Consider the following 17,230-nt stretch of genomic DNA (forward strand, 5'->3'; position numbering starts at 1 on the left):
TGTATTAGGCATGCCGCCAGCGTTCGTCCTGAGCCAGGATCAAACTCTCCAATAAAGTATTGAAAAGAGCGATAAGCTCATTTTGAAACTGACGAGATTAAAAATCTCATTTATTTTGCTTTGAAAGCATACAGCCCGAAGGCTTGTACCGATTTCTCAGCGTCGATCTTGCAACCAAGATCGTTACTCACTCGTTGTTCAGTTTTCAAAGATCAAACTTCTTTGCGTCGCCGTCGTTGTTCTCTTCAGCAACTCTTATATATTATCACGTCCAAACCAACTTTGCAAGCATTTTTTTAAGTTTCTTTCGAAGATTATTTCATTTGCTTGCCGCACCATGTTTCTCGTGTTTTCTTGGCCGGATTAATAATATATCATGTTCTAATACTAATTACAACCCATAATATAAATTAATTTATTTCACTACATTTAGTTAATCTACTCTCCTAGTTATACATATACTCCAGCGGTTGTTAAGCTAACGGAATCTCGCGATACGCTCTATGCGTTCTATAGGATAGCCTATATTGACTGCAAACCCAACGCGTAAGCTCTAATAAACAGTTTGTCTCGTAGGGCCGTAAAAACTTTTCTTCATTAAAGTCACTACTTATTAAGTAGCTTCATCTATGTACTGCTGTCTTTCATTACAGTATTAGGATATCGTACAGGGAACTTTTCTATATTCGCCAAGTCTCGTTTAGAGTCATTTTGCGTATTAATGTATTTCATAGTTGCGCATATCTTTATTTCAATCTAAATCTCTCTTCCCTTTATGTATATACATGTTAAGCAAAATTCACTTCTTGAAATGAAGGGAGCTTATTCCTTTTTGGCATTTAATTGCCCAATCTTCTAAGAAATTGCCGTTATAGATTTGCGCATTTTTTTAATAATGAACATATTAATGAAAGAAATGAGGAAAATTCTGAAAACCTTGGTACTAAAGCATCATTTTCATTCAAAAACTAACATTAATCTAACCCTATTACGATATATCACATGGATACAAAGCACCATGCGTTGAGCGAACGCGCATCCAGATACTCACAATTTGAAAAAGGAGTGAACTATGTTGTTAGATAAGATACGGTGGAGTACTCTTCCCTTCTTTGCTAAAAATCTCGTTATTTCATTCGGCAGCATTACGCTAATTGGCGTTATTTTAATTACAGCCGGATATCAGTTCCAAAAAAGCATTTTGATTCAACAGTTATATGATCAGGCTGAGGTAACGACGCAGAAATGGTCTGATGATCTGGATACAAGCAAGGTTCTTGAAGCAGCGAATGAGAAAAACTATGACGGGACTGCCCAAAAGGTAATTCGAGATTATCTGGATTCCATCCATGAACTCTATCCCAATATCGCCCAGGCCTATATTTTTGGAACAGAGTTGGAAAAGGGAAATGAGACCTCCATTATCGCGATTCCAACCAGTCTCGTTGAGTCCTTCGAAGAAGGCAATATGGCAGCAGGTACTATGTATCCCTTATCCTCACAAATTGTCGAAGCTCTTGAGGATATGAAAGTAGACAGTGAGCCTGGATTCAGTAGCTTTTATACCGACGATTATGGCACTTGGACAACAATTATGTATCCCATCAAGAATGCCGAGGGCAATACCTATGCAGCAATATACTTTGATGTTGATGCAAGCGCAGTTCCAAAAGGACTTCATAAACTGATTACATACAGTAGTATTTTTCTGATCGTTTTCCTGATCGTGTTTATGGTACTTCAGTATGTTCTATTGAAGAAAACACTTAAGCCAATCCGTGACCTTATGAAAGGTATTGAGGCTGCGAGCTCAGGCAATCTGGATGTAAGCATTCACACCGGACGGGATGATCTGGGAATTATTAATCAAAAATTCAATACGATGATTCAGCGATTCAATGACACGATGTTCAAAGTGCAAACGACATCCTATCACCTCTCTGACTCATCCAAGAAATTATTAGATATTTCCGAGAAAAATAATGATAATATCCAGATGATCAGCAGCAATATCCGGGACATCTCTCACGGCCTTCGCTCCCAGGATCAGGCCAGCGTGGAAAGTGCCCGAGCAATGACAGAAATGTCTACCGTTGTGCAGACGATTGCCAGCAGTTCTGCAGATGTTGCGGATGAGGCATCAAGCATGGAAGAACGTTCTAATACAGGTCATGAGATTATGCAACAAGTGGTTGAACAGATGAGACTGATCTCAGGTGCAGTGAAGCACACGTCGGAATCGATACAGTCTTTGGAAAGCCGCTCGAACGAAATTAGCAGCATCGTCAATATGATTACACAAATTGCAGATCAGACTAATTTGCTCGCACTAAATGCTTCCATTGAGGCGGCTCGTGTTGGTGAGGAAGGAAAAGGATTTGCGGTTGTCGCAGGAGAAGTCCGCAAGCTCGCTGAACAGTCCCAGGACTCTGCCAAACAGATTCGTACCTTAATTGACGGAATTCAACGCGATATCCTTCAATCTGCCGAAGCTATGCACCTTGGCTCTCAAGAAGTGGAGAAGGGCTCTCAGGTTACCATGGAGACGGGTCAATTCTTTGAAGATATTTTGACAGCTACGAACAAAGTTGCTAACCAAATTCAGGATATCTCCAGCTCTACCGAAGAAATATCCGCCAGCACACAGGAAATGTCCGCTACTGCGGATGAGTTGTCTGCGAGCGTCAGCAAAGCAGCACATAGCAGCAAACAGATTGAGCAATCCATTGCTGAACAGGAATCATCCATGGCTTCCATTGTGGCCGCCTCTGATGAACTCTCGGCTGTATCGGGCCAATTGCAAGAACTGATCTCCTTCTTTAAAGTAAGAGCAAACTGAATCACTTTTATTATTCATCACCTTTCAAGCCAGATTCAGCCGGCGCTCCAATTTTAAATCTTGGATGCTGCCGTTTGAGTATGGCTTTTCTTATGTAAAAAGCGATTCACGAAGGTTTAAATCTTCGTGAATCGCTTTTTAATATGGTCATTACATTGTTATAAAATACAACCTTAATGCTGAGTCTGCACTGCTGCAGGGGACACTGAAGCTTGTTGTGCTGCTTCTTTTTGTAAACCTACACGAAGCAGCGTAATTCCCCACGTTACAGCCGAGATCAACAGAAGATTTAGCATGAACCCACCCACAGCTTCTCCACTATAGATCAAACGCATAAAGCCCTGTACCCCATTGGAAGCGGGCAGAAAGTTCCCTATATAACGGTAGAATGGCGCCAGCATCTCGGCTGGAATGATACTTCCCGCTGTCATCAACTGGAGTGGAACCATCGCCACATTAAATAGAGGGCCTGCATTGCCAAACAGGGCAAAACTCATTTGTGTAAAACAGATACAAGCCAGACATACGAGCACATGATAGAGATACAAAGCGCCGAAGGAACTCGCCACATCCGTAAACTGAAGAGCCACCGTATCCACAATAAGGGGAACGATTACAGCTATACACAACAGCAGCACTTGCCGTCCCCAGAAGATTTCCCATTTGGAATGGTTACGCTTCATGATGTTCGACGTAATATTGAACTGAATATTCATAGTCATGGTGGCAATATAGGTGATAAAACCCAGAATCATGGGCAGCATCGATGTTGCAAAATCACTTACACTGTTCGTTTTATTAATTTCAGCCTTCACAGGCCCTTCATTCATCTTCGCCATCGCTTGTCCAATGGCTGCACTTAAATCTTCGCTGTTTATACTATCGTTATTGAGTGTCACTTGAACCTTGGATTCCAAAATCCCTTGACCTATTTGTGTAGTCATTCCAGTCGCCGCGTGTTCTACAATGGATTTGGCTACATCGGCATTTCCCTGATTGATATAAAAGGATAAATTCGCCTCTGTACCACCTTCAATCCGGTCAGTGAATCCTTCCGGAATAACAATAACCATCGCATAGTTACCTGCATTCATCTGTTGCTCAGCTTCCTCGGCAGAACCCAGTACATTGACATGGAAAGGCGCGAGCGTTTCAATCTGCTTCTGCACCTCTGTTCCCTGTGTCCCATCTTCGTTCACCAGAGCAACTTGAAGTTGATCCACTCTCTCCGTGGCTTGATGATAACCCGTCATCCAGATCACAACAAATAACAGCGGAACAATCAATGCAAAAACCAATCCTATTTTTGTCTGTGGCACTTTAAGAAAATCTTTGAAGCTTTTCATTCGTTCACGACTCCCATTAGTTAAAATTAAAATAATTGCACTGCATATATATGCACATGCACATATTTGGTCAAAAAAATTTATTTCATCTTTTCATAGATGCGATTCATCACATTCATGAATACATCAAGCTCTTCAGGGGAACATTCGGCAAGTGCCTCTTGCTCTTGCTGTTTTGCCTTTGGTGTCAGAACGTTATTCATTTCCAGTCCTTCCGCCGTCAAACAAAGTAAAACCGCTCTGCGATCCTGTGGATCTTCTTCTCTCGTCACCAGACCTTTGCGAATCAACTTGTCTATAATTTTGCCTACCGTTGTCTGGTCCCGAACTGTTAATTCAGCCAGTTTTTTCTGTGATATATGGCTTCCAGCCTTGCTCAATTCATTCAGAACTGCAAATTGTTCGGGAGTAATATCCTGTTCGCTCAGATTTCTGGTTGTTGTTTTTTTGTATGCCAGATAAGTACGTGAGAGAATAAGTCCAAGTGGATTTTCATCCATATTAACAGGCATGCTGATGCTCCTTTCTCTATATAGTAGCACTACCATCTAATTTGCGTAAGCTCTATATTATTACCAGATCTACACTACTGTCAATTTAATTTTTTTATATCTCTAAACAAAAAGAGACCCACCCGTTAGTCAGGCAGCTCTCTCCTCTGGCATCGTCAAGCCATACTTACTCGGGCTTGCCACTTGAAGTTTCGGTATCGTCCTTCTTCTTTGTACCTTTACTTTTGTAAGGCTTCGGGGCACTTTTCGCCCGGTTAGCGGCGGCTTGCCAACGGTTCCAGCCTTTTTTGCCGGTACCGCGGCCGGTGCCACCTTTTCCTTTTGCTTTGCTCATGTTATCACTCCAATAATCCTGTATATGCTTAAAAATGACCGTCCTCGGTAACTTGTTATGCAACCCAGCCCATCTTCTTCACTTCCAGCATTTCTTATTATAACAAAGTTTGACGTCTTTACGTTCATTTCCAGAAGTCAGGCTTACATTTCAGCCTTAGCATTACCTGTGGAGTTAACTCCTCTTAACACCCGCAAAGATAACAGGAAACAGATTGCCAGAACAACAGCTGCTGAAACGTAAGGATAGTTGATATTCACATCAAACAGTGCTCCCGCTACAATTGGACCTGCGATATTCCCCAAACTTGTATAGGCTGAGTTCAATCCGGCCACAAAGCCTTGTTGTTCTTCCGCCAGTTTGGACATCTGCGTACTGATTGCCGGACGCAATATATCCATACCAAGGAAGACGATAAACGTTACGACAAGAATCATCCAGTAGGTATTTACAAACAAGGTCAATAGCACAAATACAGCCACAAAAAGCAAGCAGACCGAAATGACTTTTTTCTCACCAAACCGGTTTAACAGCCAGCCAATCAGTGAGACCTGCACCACGGCTCCCGCAATGGAACCAAACGTAATTATGAATGCAATATCCTTGGTGGTGAAGCCAAATTTGTGATCCACAAACAGAGAAAAGACCGTCTCATAGTTAGCCAGACCAAACGCCATGACAAATACGATAATTAAACTGAAAAAGTAAGGCTCCCGGTACGAATGCAGCAACTGGGAAACCATACCCGGGCTTTTGACCTTCGGTGCACCCGCAACAGGTTTGGTTTGCTCTCCGGTAATTCTGGTCGATTCCGGCAAAATAATCAGGGTAATGATGGATGCCAGCAAACCTGCAATACCTGCGGCATAGAAAGGAATCCGAATGCCAAAGTCAGCGATATATCCGCCGATCCCCGGACCAATGATAAAACCTGTAGTAATTGCCGCATTAATTAATCCCATACCTTTACCGCGTTCTTCTTCTGTCGTAATATCTGCGGTATAGGCCATAACTGCTGGGAAGATCATCGCTGCACCGATTCCTCCAAGCATCCGGGCTGCGAAGAGCAGCGATGGTGCATTCACAGCACCAAACATGAACTCCGATACAGCAAAGATTAACATGCCGCCAACAATAATTTTTTTACGCCCCAAGATGTCAGACCAACGGCCCGCAACTGGAGAAAACAGAAACTGCGTGAAGGAGAATGCTGCTACCAGCAAACCAACCGTGAACCCGGTGATATGCAGTAGATCCATATACGCAGGCATAATAGGTACCACAAGACCTATACCTGTAAAAACGAGAAAAATATTAAACATTAACAGCAGCAATGCGCCCCTGTTCCGTGTAAGTAATGCCATGATTCCATCCTCCGTGTTGTCAAAATGTTGCTTTAAGATTTTTCTTTTGCTATTCCATACAAGAATACGCTAGCCGCTTGGCGGTACAAGGCAAGAGCCTGTTCTGGCTCCATTCCGCGCGACAGCTGACTAAGTCCAATGATGGTGCTTTCCAGAATGAGCGCAAGATTGTCTGCGTTGTCCGCCTTGAACTCTCCGCTCTCTATCCCCTGCTCCACCAATTGTTTGTTAAATTGAATATGCCGCTCAAACATCAAAGCTATGCGTTCTTCAATATCATTTTCTTTCTTTTCTCCGGTAAAGAACTCATCTGCCGCCTTCGTAAGCGGGTGATTCATATCATCGAGGATTAATTGTTCTGCCAAGCCGTAGATCTTCTCGGTAGAGGTATGATACAGATGTTCCTTGGCCGCCCAATTCTCTTCCCATTCCCGATCCCACTCATCAATCAGATACAGAAAGAGGCCTTCCTTGCTTTTAAAATGGTAATAGATATTGCCTTTACTGCTGCCTGTCGCAGCCACAATATCTTCAATGGAGGTTGCTTTATACCCTTTTTGCACAAAAAGAGCTCTTGAGGCATCCGCAAGTTTCTTCTTGGTCTGCTCGGTTTGAATTTGCTTTTTATTCATACTCATCCATTTCACTCCGCCTCTTGCATACTGAACGTTCGTTCTGTATTTTAACAGAACCATCAAACTTAAGCAATCAAAAAGGAGAATCGGCCTCCTGGCCCATTCTCCCTCCACACTTTATTTCACTTTTTTCCCTTGACCATGAAGTATTTTCAGTTGTCCATTTTCATATCCGACCTGATACGTAACCTTATATTTCGTGGTGACCAATTCACCGTCTTTTCGTTCATCCGCTGTTATAACAGCAGTGACCTCTATTTCATCATTTGACTTATCCGAGGACGAAACTTCGGCGATGGTAACATAACTGGTGTTGATGTAACCTTCACGGAACTTGGCATAACTTATCCCGCTCTGCCACTCACTGCCAAGCAAGGCATACGCGGTAACATAGTCGTTCAGATTCAGGTTCATATAAAATTCGGTCACCAGGCCCTCTGCTTCCAAAGAAGCTGAATTTGATCCCGCTCCCTGATTGCCACTCGTCTGAACGGCCGTTTTAGACGATGACGGTTTCTCAGACCAGGCCTGGACCTGCTTCAACACGCTGGTGATGGGAATGCTGAACCCGATTCCGCCTTCCTGCTCCACAACGGCTGAATTAATGCCCAGTACTTCACCGGTTTCTGCACTGATCAGCGGGCCACCGCTGTTGCCGTGTGTAATGGGCGCCGAGATTTGATACAGATTACTATAGATATATGGGGCAATTTCGAAGCTGCGGCCCACACCGCTGATAATGCCTGTAGTTACGGTGTTCTCCAGACCTAGCGGACTGCCCAGAGCGAGAATCTCATCTCCCGTCTCTGCTTTGGATTTGGCGATAGGCAGCGGTTTAACTTTTTTCAGATCAGGCACCCTGACGACAGCAACATCCGTCTCTTCCCCAATCCCGATAACGGTTCCTTTATACTCCTCATGATTGAGGGTTCGAATCGTTACTTCTTTCGAGCCCTCCACCACGTGAGCATTGGTTACCACATCACCCTGATCATTGTAGAGAAAACCGGAGCCCAGTCCACTGCTGCTCTCAATCGTAACCACTTTCTTCTGACTGTCTTCAATAATCTGTTTACGTGTTTTCTTCACGGTTGTCTGGGAGGACGGTTTAGACGTTGTGGTTGCCGTTTCCTTCGTAGTGACAACAGCCAGTCTTGGTCCTCCATCCTGCAGTTGATCTGCTGAATACTGATGAATCCAGAACACACCTCCTGCTCCCGCTCCAATAATGATTGCACTGGAGATAATCGTACTCCATGTTCGTTTGGCCATTCCAACCTGTCCTCCTATTCCAGATACCACGTTGCGTTCACTACAGAAACTTCCGCTTCCTCGTACACACCATAATAATACGTTTCAAAAAATCCCTGATCCCCTACTTCAAGCCAGCTTGGATATACATCCGCATAGGTTTGACCAAGGTATGCCCCGTCTGAGCTGTAGATGTCCAACATAACCGTTACGGAAGAGATAGGCCGAGTGGCATTATTCACGATTGAGCCGCTTATATACAGATCGCCATACATATCAAGCGTCGCTTCTACGTCTACAATGCTCACCGCTGCTGTGCGGTTCGTCAGGTCTTCTTCTGCTGCCTGTTGCTCAGCAAGTTGAATTCGTTCGGCTTCTGCTTTTTCAAAAGCCTTCTTCTCACTCAATACTCGTTCGCGATATGCTGTCAGTTTTTCATCCTCCGGAGCGTAGGACAACCCCTGATCAACGGTTTGCAATGCAGCCGTAAAATCCTTTTTCTTCACTTGCTGTTCAGCTTGCTTATAGCTAAGACCAGCCAGCTTGTCGATAATTTGTTTCTGAACCGCCTCTGCTTCCTTGCCTTTCAATTTCGATACAGTGTCCAATTTCTCAGCCAGTGCCTGTACGGTGGTCAAACTATCGATTTCTCTCTTCACCTTCAGAACAGCCAGTGTCACCTTGTTGTTATTTAGAGTCGTCCGCACCTTGGCAAAAACCGGTTCTTCTCGCTCTTTCAACACTTTTGCTACAGCCTGAAGCGTCTTGTCGCCGGCAGCAAGTTTCCCCGTTTTCAAACTTGTCGCAGCTTTGTTCAGCTGATTCATCAGATTGAAAGCTTTGGCTGTAATTTGACGATCCTGTACAAGTCCATCCACGTTTGGCCGTTTCGCAAGAGCCGAATCCAGAAGTTGAAGCGCCTCTTGATATTTTCCGTCCAAGGCTGCCTGCTCTGCCTGTTGATGCAGTGATTTTACCGCCGCATTGACACCCATCTCCTGCTTGTAATAATAAGTCAACAAAGCCCCCATCACCGCAGCCAAGAGCAGTGGAATGATCCAGCTAAATGCTCGGCCTTGTGCCGTGTTGCTCTGCTTTGGTGCAGACTGATGCTGTCTGGATAACGGATCTAATGCTTTTCCCGTCCCACTCTCCAGACCAACCGCTGTTTCTGCCCAAATCTGTTCATCGGTAGAGCTTGAACCTTTTAATTTCGTTCTACACTTTCTACATGTGCTGTCCCCTAGACTGCTTTTGGTCCCACATACGTGACAATACACCCTGATCCCTCCATCAAAAAGAACGTATGTATCCTATGCTATTTTTACATGAATCGACACTTATCATATAGTAAAAAGGTAAATTGCACCATATCTTTATGGTGTATAATGGATGCATTCCAAACTGTGAGGTGACACGGATGTCGTTCCCAATCGTTCGAAGTAATTAGTCGTCGGGCTGGGCCAAAACGCGTACCAGCTAACATGGGATACGTCTGCCCTTTTGAGCCTGTTCGGCATCTAATCATAACGATTTGGCACAACATCTGTCTAGAATCAAGAACTCACATTGGAGGAATCATATAATGAAGAAAAAGATGGACTATACTACTTTTTACGAACGTATTGGGCGATTGAATGGCTGGGACTTCAGCTCCCTGAAAGTGACTTCTGAGGGCATTGGATGGAACTTCTACGAGGAAGTTACACGCTGCACCCAACCGTCAGATCTATTGCTTGATATTGGCACAGGTGGGGGAGAAGCTGTTCTTTCCATCGCGGATGCTGCACTATTATTGGTTGGAATAGACCTTTCCCGGGGAATGATTGAGACTGCCCAGCGTAATCTCAAGGCATCTGGTTCCCGTTCGAATGTCCGTTTTGTGCATATGAATGCAGAGCAACTGACATTTCCAGATCAATTCTTTAATGTCGTGTCCTCCAGACACTGCGACTTCTGCGCTACAGAAGTATTCAGAGTATTGGCCGATGGCGGTGTATTCCTTACCCAACAAGTCAGTGAACATGATAAGTATAATCTCTCAAAGGCTTTTGACCGTGGACAGTCACTGGGCGTTCAGCCTGGCACATTAATGGAACGATACAAACGCGAACTTCGCGAAGCGGGTTTTCAAGACATTGAGGCGTACGAATATAACGCAACAGAATATTACGCCACGCCTGATGATCTACTTTTCCTGCTGACCCATGCACCGATCATTCCCGATTTTGGAGAGAAGGAATCCGACTTAGAGCGTTTCCAACAGTTTGTTGAGCAAAATCGCTGCGATAAAGGGATTCGAACGAACTCGGCACGTTTTATGCTGACTGCTCGGAAATAAATCTTATAACATAAAGGCAAAATAAAGCCCATCCACCATTCTGGTAACATGAATGGTGGATGGGCTCTTCAAATACTAAAGATACATCGTAAATCGCAATCCATCCAATTACTGCGTTACTCCCTTTTTCTCCAGGAAAGGCTTTAATTTGTCCAAAACATAATGACTGCCGCCTCGTCCGTTCACTTGTTCAATGACCGCGGCTATAAGGAAGGATGGTGATTCGGTATCAAACACCACCACAAAACCGTTCTCCTGTCCTTTCTCACCCTTCTTGGCCTTCAGCTCGGCAGTCCCTGTCTTAGCTGCCAGTCCTTCAGGGAGTGAGTTCAAGGAATGAGCCGTTCCTCCCGATCGGGTCACCACCTGGCCCAAGGCATCCTTCACCGTATTCGCGACTTCAGGTGTAATCACAACTTCCGGTTCGACGGTTTCCTTTTCCTCTATCAGGACAGGCTTCACCATTTTTCCTTCATTAATAAAAGGGGTGAAGGAGGACGCCAGATGAATTGGCGACATCAACATTTCTCCCTGTCCATAGGATGTGTCAGCGAGCAGCACCTCGGATGACAGATCGAGATGAGCCTCGTTTGCATACTGACTTGGTTTCAAATACAGTTCATCCAGTCCAAAGTTGTCTCCAAAACCGAACTTCTGGATGCCCTCTATGAACTTGGCGCTGCCCATCTCAACCGCTTCCTTCGCAAAATAAATATTGTCTGAGTAGACCAGCGCATCAACCATGTTCACCGGGGATACACTTTTCACACGTTTCACATAATAACCGCCCCAGCTCTCATCCTTACGCCATTGCAGACCAGAGATATCATGCGATTTGTCCGCTGTGGTAACCTTCTCCATCAGACCTGCCGCTGCCGTAATGGCTTTGAAGGTTGACCCTGGTGCATAACGATTCGTAAACCTAGTGATAAAAGGAAGCTTCTCATCTGCTGAATAGGCATCCCACTCAGCCTGTGTCAGTCCCGTAACCATCTTGTTCGGATTATAGGCAGGCGCACTTGCCAGAGCCAGTAGATTGCCGTCCGTCGGATTCATCAGCACCATCGCACCGGCGTCACCACCACTCGATAGTGTCTTATACAGTTTACGCTGTTGCTCGGAGCTGATCGTCAGTTGGATATTCTGGCCATCTACTGCATCCTTGCGGATAAGCTCTGAACGAGTATTTCCCGATTCATCGGTAATCTCGATCAGGCCACCCCGTTCGCCGCGAAGCTGCTTCTCCAGGGATTGCTCCAGTCCAGCTTTGCCAATCCAATCTTCCGCACGATAATAGCCTTCTGTATCTTTCTCCAAATCTTCTTTGGTGGCCTTGCGCACATAACCGATCAAATGAGCAGCAGCCTCACCAAGAGGATAGTATCGTATTTCCTTGGATTGAACCTGCACACCAGCCAGTGCTGCAGGCACCCGGGAGTCCTCTGTTGAAGCAATCGGGACAAAATATTCCGGCTTCACCCATTTCTGTGCAAGCGCGGTGTTGATCATAGCTTCTGTTACTTTGTAATGCTCCGCGATCCGGGCGATCATCGGCTCCGGATTTTCTCCCAGCTTCTCCGGTATGATGCCCCACTCGTATATATTCCCCTTGGTTGCAAGGGGCAGCCCTTCACGATCAACAATGTCCCCACGTTCCGGGAAAAGGGTTCTAACCCGAACTTTGCTTCCCTTGACCATGTCAGTCAGAATCATGGATGGCTTCCAGTTGATCCGCCAGACTTTGCCACCCTCCTCAAGCTCTTCACGCACCAGTTTCAGTGTATGTGTCTCGGCCACTTCTCCCAGGAAGGTCGTTAACTGCAGGCTGTAGTCCACTTCATAGGCATCCGGGTTTTGGTTTTTATTGTCATTACCCGTGCCATCCGTTGTCTCTTCGATTACTTTCGGTTTCAATTCTGCCTTAATTGCAGAAACCTCCATGCCCGAATAGATCGCGTTATATTTTTCCACAAATTGCTCACGGTTCATGCCGGACTCTTTCAATGAAGCAGGCGTCATCAAGGTGTACAGTTGATCAAATTCTTTCTTTTGCAAATGCTCTATGTACTGATTAACGGTTACCTCAGGCTTAACTTCCTCTGTTTTGCTATTCTGCATGTATAAGTACATTCCGATTCCACCCGCAAATAAGATGGGAAGCAGTCCATAAATAATTTTACGTTTCGATTTCATAATCATATCACCTCTAATATACACTATAGATTTCCAGCCTCAATTAAACAATGGAACAAATCTGACGAATTTATCATTAAAAATAGCCGAAAGCTCACATAATATGTTTAAATAAGGAGAGCGAGATTACAGTAAAGGAGCCCGATGATGGAAATCAGCTATTTTTTACTCCCCAAAGCCGAAGTGGCCTATATCAAGTCTTCCGCTTCCATGAAAGATGCGATCGAGCAGCTTGAATTGCAGCATTATACCGCCATTCCCGTGATTGACCAGGATGGAAAATATGTTGCCACCCTGTCCGAAGGCGATTTGTTATGGAAAATGCGGAACACCCCCGGACTGACGTTTGAGACGATGGATCAGGTCCAGGTGCATGAGATCGACAACCGTGTATATAATGAATGTGTCTTTATTAAGGCAGAAATGGAGGATATGCTGACGTTGGCAGCAGACCAAAACTTCGTGCCTGTGGTGGATGTGGACCGTGTCTTCCTCGGGATTATCCGTCGCAAGGATATTATTGAGTATTATACGCGCAACATCTCCGACTAAATTTGAAATGAATATATGCCTTTTGCTGATTACATGGGCAAAAGGCTAAAACAGAAATGACGAGTCCTTGGGGCAATGTCATTAAGTTATTTAACTTAATGATATTAGAACCTTGGGCTCGTCATCTTTGTGTTTTCAGATAACATCCAAGCCCCACTTTCAGATATGCGGAAAAATAAATAAACATATTGCGCAAATTTCGACATATAACTACAATAATTATTACGATACGACAAAATTAACCATCAAAAATGGAACCGATGGCTCTATATTTTTCGAGGTCCTATCTCATTTTTCAGAATTTGTTCAGAATCGTTTAGTACAATGATCACATTCTTTTTATTCCGATAGGCGGCACTACTCAGAAAAATCAGGAAGAGGTATTCACTTGAACTACTTAAGTACACGCAACAAGATACTTGTCACGGCTACAGTGATTATGTCTTGTATTTACGTCATTTGGCGTACATTCTTCACCATTCCTTTCGGACATGGCCCTCTCGCCGTGACGGCAGGTCTTGCCCTCCTCATTGTCGAACTAATAGGTATGTTCGAACTGGCCGTCCATTTTTACAATATGACCCGGCTCGAATATCCCGAACTTCCCGTTGTTGACGAAGCCCTATATCCGGATGTGGATGTATTTATCGCAACTTATAATGAACCCACTTCACTTCTGTTCAAAACGATTAATGGCTGTCTGAACATGGATTATCCTGATCGCTCCAAAGTACATATCCATCTGTGTGATGACTCCAATCGTCCCGAGATGCGGGAACTGGCTGCACACCTGGGCATTAACTACCTTACGCGAACGGAGCATGTACACGCCAAGGCGGGTAACCTGAACAATGCCATGAAGCATACGTCCTCCCCGCTAATCGTCACCTTTGATGCAGACATGATTCCAAAACATGATTTTCTGACGTCGTGCGTTCCCTACTTTCTGACCGGAGAAAAAATTGGTTTCGTACAGACACCACAGAGTTTCTATAATCCCGATCAGTTCCAGTACAATCTGTACTCCGAGAACCGGATACCGAATGAACAGGATTATTTCTATCGGGACGTACAAGTGGGACGCAACAAGTCCAACTCTGTCATCTATGGTGGAACAAATACGGTACTCTCCAGACAGGCACTGGAAGACGTCGGCGGTTTCTACACCGGTTCCATTACAGAGGATTTTGCTACGGGTATTGAAATGCAGAGCAAAGGGTATCGCTGCTTCGCCACCAATAAAGTACTAGCCTCCGGACTTGCTCCCGGTGATCTGAAAAGTCTGATCAAACAACGTCAGCGCTGGGCGCGCGGTTGTATCCAGACAGGCAAAAAGATGAACCTTCTTTTCAAGAAAGGACTTAGCTTTGCCCAAAAACTAAACTACATTTCTTCCATTACCTACTGGTACTCCGGGTTAAAACGACTGCTGTACATCATGTCACCCATACTGTTTGCCGTGTTCGGCGTTCTGGTTGTGAAATGTACCATTCTGGAAATTCTCGTGTTCTGGTTGCCGATGTATCTGTTGACCAACACCTGTCTGAGGATGTTATCCGGCAATATTCGGACCACCAAATGGACCAATGTATATGAGACTATTCTGTTCCCTTCCCTTCTGCCAGCCGTCATTCTGGAAACACTGGGCATCACGATGAACAAATTTGTCGTTACTCGCAAAGACGGTGCGCAAAATGATGATCGGAACTATCAGATTAAACAGATGATTCCTCATCTGATTCTGGCGGTTCTGTCCATTATCGGAATCGTGAATTGCATCCACTGGACATTCAGTCAGGGAACGATTGGTTTCCTCGTTGTGCTGTACTGGTTATTGATTAATTTCTACAACATCATGATGTCGATCTTCTTCCTGGCTGGACGCAAAGTATTCCGCAATCATGAGCGCTCAATGGCTGCCGTGGATTGCACGCTCACAACGGAAGGGGAGACGATCTCCTGCATCACTCACGATCTCTCGGAAGGCGGTATTTCCGTCATGCTTGATACACCGAAGTACATTCCAAGTGATACAGAGATTGGCATTAAACTGGTAAATGATCGATATTCAAGCGAGTTTACAGGCAAGGTGGCACATGTCGCTTCGATCGGGAACCGTTGGAAATATGCTTTTACGGTTAAGGATATCACGGAACAAGAGCAGCGCCAGCTGCTGCACATCATCTATGATCGCGAACCTACACTGCCTCAGAAGCTGGACAAGGATATCAGTACATTTGAAGATATTCGCCTGAATTTTGTACGTCGGGGTCAGAGTGAGTTCATGTCCAACCGGAAGCTGGCACGAATTGCGCTAAATCGCGAATTGCCAACGGCAGATCATGGAACCGTGACATTGCTGGATTTCAACTATGAATTCGTCCTGGTGGAGATGGAGCCTCATGATTTGGCCAATGAGATCCAACTTCCGCTTAGCGAGGACATCTCACTGAAATGCGTGTGGGTACAGTCCCTGCGTAACAAACGAGGCAATTTGTACCATGTGACCAATATTCGTGATATTGCTCGCAACCATCAGATGCCAACCTTGGAAGCTCTGCTGAAACAGTGGAATAAGGAACATATTCAGTTGGGTAAAACAGGCCCTGCATCCCAGGGCAAGAACAACATCTCTCCAGACGAACTGAACGAGATGGCTTATCTATAGAGCGGAGGCAAGAAAGCATGATCAAGAAGTGGAAACAACTGACGCTTGTCGCCAGTCTTGTTGTGTTATGGAACGTATATCCCATTCAGGCTGTTCAGGCAGAGCAGCTTAAGGTGAATGAGAATAAACTCCATGAATGGAACAACGGAGCCAGGGTAGACGCCAGCGTTGATAACAAAGGTAGTATCCAGATTAAGACCTCCACGCAGGGGCTCCAAAAAGGATACTATTCGGCCTACGTCTATGAGCTGCAGAATCGAGACTGGTCAGGCTATGGGGCTTTGACCTTCTCCATCCGCAATGAATCGGAGCAAAAATTGCCTCTTAATATCGTACTGACCCGAGCGGATAAAACCTCCCTTACTGTGTCTGATGATCGAAACGTCATCGTAGTCGAGAAATCAACCGGACATGCCGAACTGATTCGCCCGGTTTCCGGCCAGATTGCTTTGGAACCGGGATTTGTCGGACAGATCCGCATCCCCTTTTCCAGCCTGATGGTCCAGGACAAGGCCAACACGGCAGGTCGGGTGAGCTTGGGTAAAGTCATTGGCTGGGGAATTACAACTACAACTCCCGAAAATGCCAAACTGAGCTTCCGCATCGGCAACATCAAGCCGTTGTCCAAAAAGCAAGCTGTGGTGGAGAACGGGCTCACCACCTTGCATATGACTGGTGACGAACGTGTGGTAAAGCCTGTAGCCGGGGAATCCATTGCCCAATACGCTGTTGAATCCTCCTCAGAAGAAAAGCACGATGTACAATTCCAGCTCGACACCCCCGTACAGGGAGTATCCATTACACCGAATGGACTGCTGACGCTTCATACCGAAGTCGATGCTGAGCAGGCCACCATACGTGCACTTGTGAATAACAAATGGAACCTAACAAAGACTGTCATGCTGGATCGCTCTTCGGCCATGAATGTTCAGGAGAAAGACGGGACGCCACGTTCTATTCCTGACCCATCTGAAGTTACCAAGGTACTCAGCCCAGCGGACCCACTGATGAAAACATCGGTGGGATGGTTTATTCGACTCTTGTTAACCGCTGCCGGAATCCATGGACTCGTCCTCTACTGGATGTGGAGAAGACAACGGATTGCCCATGGCGCCATAAAACGGCGTTCCCGGGAAGATCGACAAGCACGGCGTCCTTTTCGTATGTAAATGACCCTTGCAGACCAACTCGCCTC

The 17,230-nt window shown here is 45.2% G+C and carries 13 protein-coding genes; 5 read left to right on the forward strand and 8 right to left on the reverse strand.

All coding sequences use genetic code 11. The annotated features are described in order from the left end of the window. Positions 1–1,072: 1,072 nt before the first annotated feature. Positions 1,073–2,839, forward strand: a complete 1,767-nt coding sequence (locus BMY78_RS29385; protein WP_090904768.1) for a methyl-accepting chemotaxis protein — start codon at positions 1,073–1,075, stop codon at positions 2,837–2,839. 173 nt (positions 2,840–3,012) lie between these two features. Here BMY78_RS29385 and BMY78_RS29390 read toward each other — a convergent pair whose 3' ends face one another. From BMY78_RS29390 to BMY78_RS29420, 7 genes are all read right to left on the reverse strand, one after another. Next, a complete protein-coding gene (locus BMY78_RS29390) occupies positions 3,013–4,185 on the reverse strand; it encodes a YhgE/Pip domain-containing protein (RefSeq protein ID WP_090904769.1) in 1,173 nt (390 codons plus the stop codon). An 80-nt stretch (positions 4,186–4,265) separates the two neighbouring features. Beyond that, the gene (locus BMY78_RS29395; protein WP_177185918.1) at positions 4,266–4,697 is read right to left on the reverse strand and encodes a MarR family winged helix-turn-helix transcriptional regulator; all 432 of its coding nucleotides are present in this window, start codon (positions 4,695–4,697) and stop codon (positions 4,266–4,268) included. Positions 4,698–4,863: 166 nt separating this feature from the next. Further along, positions 4,864–5,031 carry a DUF3934 family protein gene (locus BMY78_RS29400; RefSeq protein ID WP_090904771.1) on the reverse strand — a complete coding sequence of 56 codons (168 nt, stop codon included), beginning with the start codon at positions 5,029–5,031 and terminating at the stop codon, positions 4,864–4,866. A 143-nt stretch (positions 5,032–5,174) separates the two neighbouring features. Beyond that, positions 5,175–6,395 carry an MFS transporter gene (locus BMY78_RS29405; protein ID WP_090904772.1) on the reverse strand — a complete coding sequence of 407 codons (1,221 nt, stop codon included), beginning with the start codon at positions 6,393–6,395 and terminating at the stop codon, positions 5,175–5,177. A gap of 32 nt (positions 6,396–6,427) precedes the next feature. Continuing rightward, on the reverse strand, positions 6,428–7,027 hold the full coding sequence (locus BMY78_RS29410) for a TetR/AcrR family transcriptional regulator (RefSeq protein ID WP_090904923.1): 600 nt from the start codon (positions 7,025–7,027) through the stop codon (positions 6,428–6,430). A gap of 120 nt (positions 7,028–7,147) precedes the next feature. After that, positions 7,148–8,302 (reverse strand): trypsin-like peptidase domain-containing protein, encoded by a 1,155-nt coding sequence (locus BMY78_RS29415; protein WP_090904773.1) that lies wholly within the window; start codon positions 8,300–8,302, stop codon positions 7,148–7,150. Between the two features lie 14 nt (positions 8,303–8,316). Then, the gene (locus BMY78_RS29420) at positions 8,317–9,561 is read right to left on the reverse strand and encodes an FxLYD domain-containing protein (protein WP_090904774.1); all 1,245 of its coding nucleotides are present in this window, start codon (positions 9,559–9,561) and stop codon (positions 8,317–8,319) included. 305 nt (positions 9,562–9,866) lie between these two features. Between BMY78_RS29420 and BMY78_RS29425 the strand changes: the two genes are divergently transcribed. Continuing rightward, positions 9,867–10,622: a class I SAM-dependent methyltransferase gene (locus tag BMY78_RS29425; protein ID WP_090904775.1), complete on the forward strand. Its 756-nt coding sequence runs from the start codon at positions 9,867–9,869 to the stop codon at positions 10,620–10,622. A gap of 108 nt (positions 10,623–10,730) precedes the next feature. On the opposite strand, the gene BMY78_RS29430 is transcribed toward BMY78_RS29425, so the two are convergent. Beyond that, positions 10,731–12,815 carry a penicillin-binding protein PBP4(5) gene (locus BMY78_RS29430; protein ID WP_177185919.1) on the reverse strand — a complete coding sequence of 695 codons (2,085 nt, stop codon included), beginning with the start codon at positions 12,813–12,815 and terminating at the stop codon, positions 10,731–10,733. A 147-nt stretch (positions 12,816–12,962) separates the two neighbouring features. On the opposite strand from BMY78_RS29430, the gene BMY78_RS29435 reads away from it, so the two are divergent. The 3 genes from BMY78_RS29435 (at position 12,963) to BMY78_RS29445 (ending at position 17,204) form a co-directional block, all read left to right on the forward strand. Beyond that, a complete protein-coding gene (locus BMY78_RS29435; RefSeq protein ID WP_090904777.1) occupies positions 12,963–13,367 on the forward strand; it encodes a CBS domain-containing protein in 405 nt (134 codons plus the stop codon). Positions 13,368–13,755: 388 nt separating this feature from the next. Then, on the forward strand, positions 13,756–16,035 hold the full coding sequence (locus BMY78_RS29440) for a glycosyltransferase (protein WP_090904778.1): 2,280 nt from the start codon (positions 13,756–13,758) through the stop codon (positions 16,033–16,035). A gap of 17 nt (positions 16,036–16,052) precedes the next feature. Continuing rightward, the gene (locus BMY78_RS29445) at positions 16,053–17,204 is read left to right on the forward strand and encodes a hypothetical protein (RefSeq protein WP_090904779.1); all 1,152 of its coding nucleotides are present in this window, start codon (positions 16,053–16,055) and stop codon (positions 17,202–17,204) included. Positions 17,205–17,230 lie beyond the last annotated feature (26 nt).

The organism is Paenibacillus sp. OK076, from assembly GCF_900110055.1.
In the GTDB taxonomy this organism is placed as follows: Bacteria; Bacillota; Bacilli; order Paenibacillales; family Paenibacillaceae; genus Paenibacillus.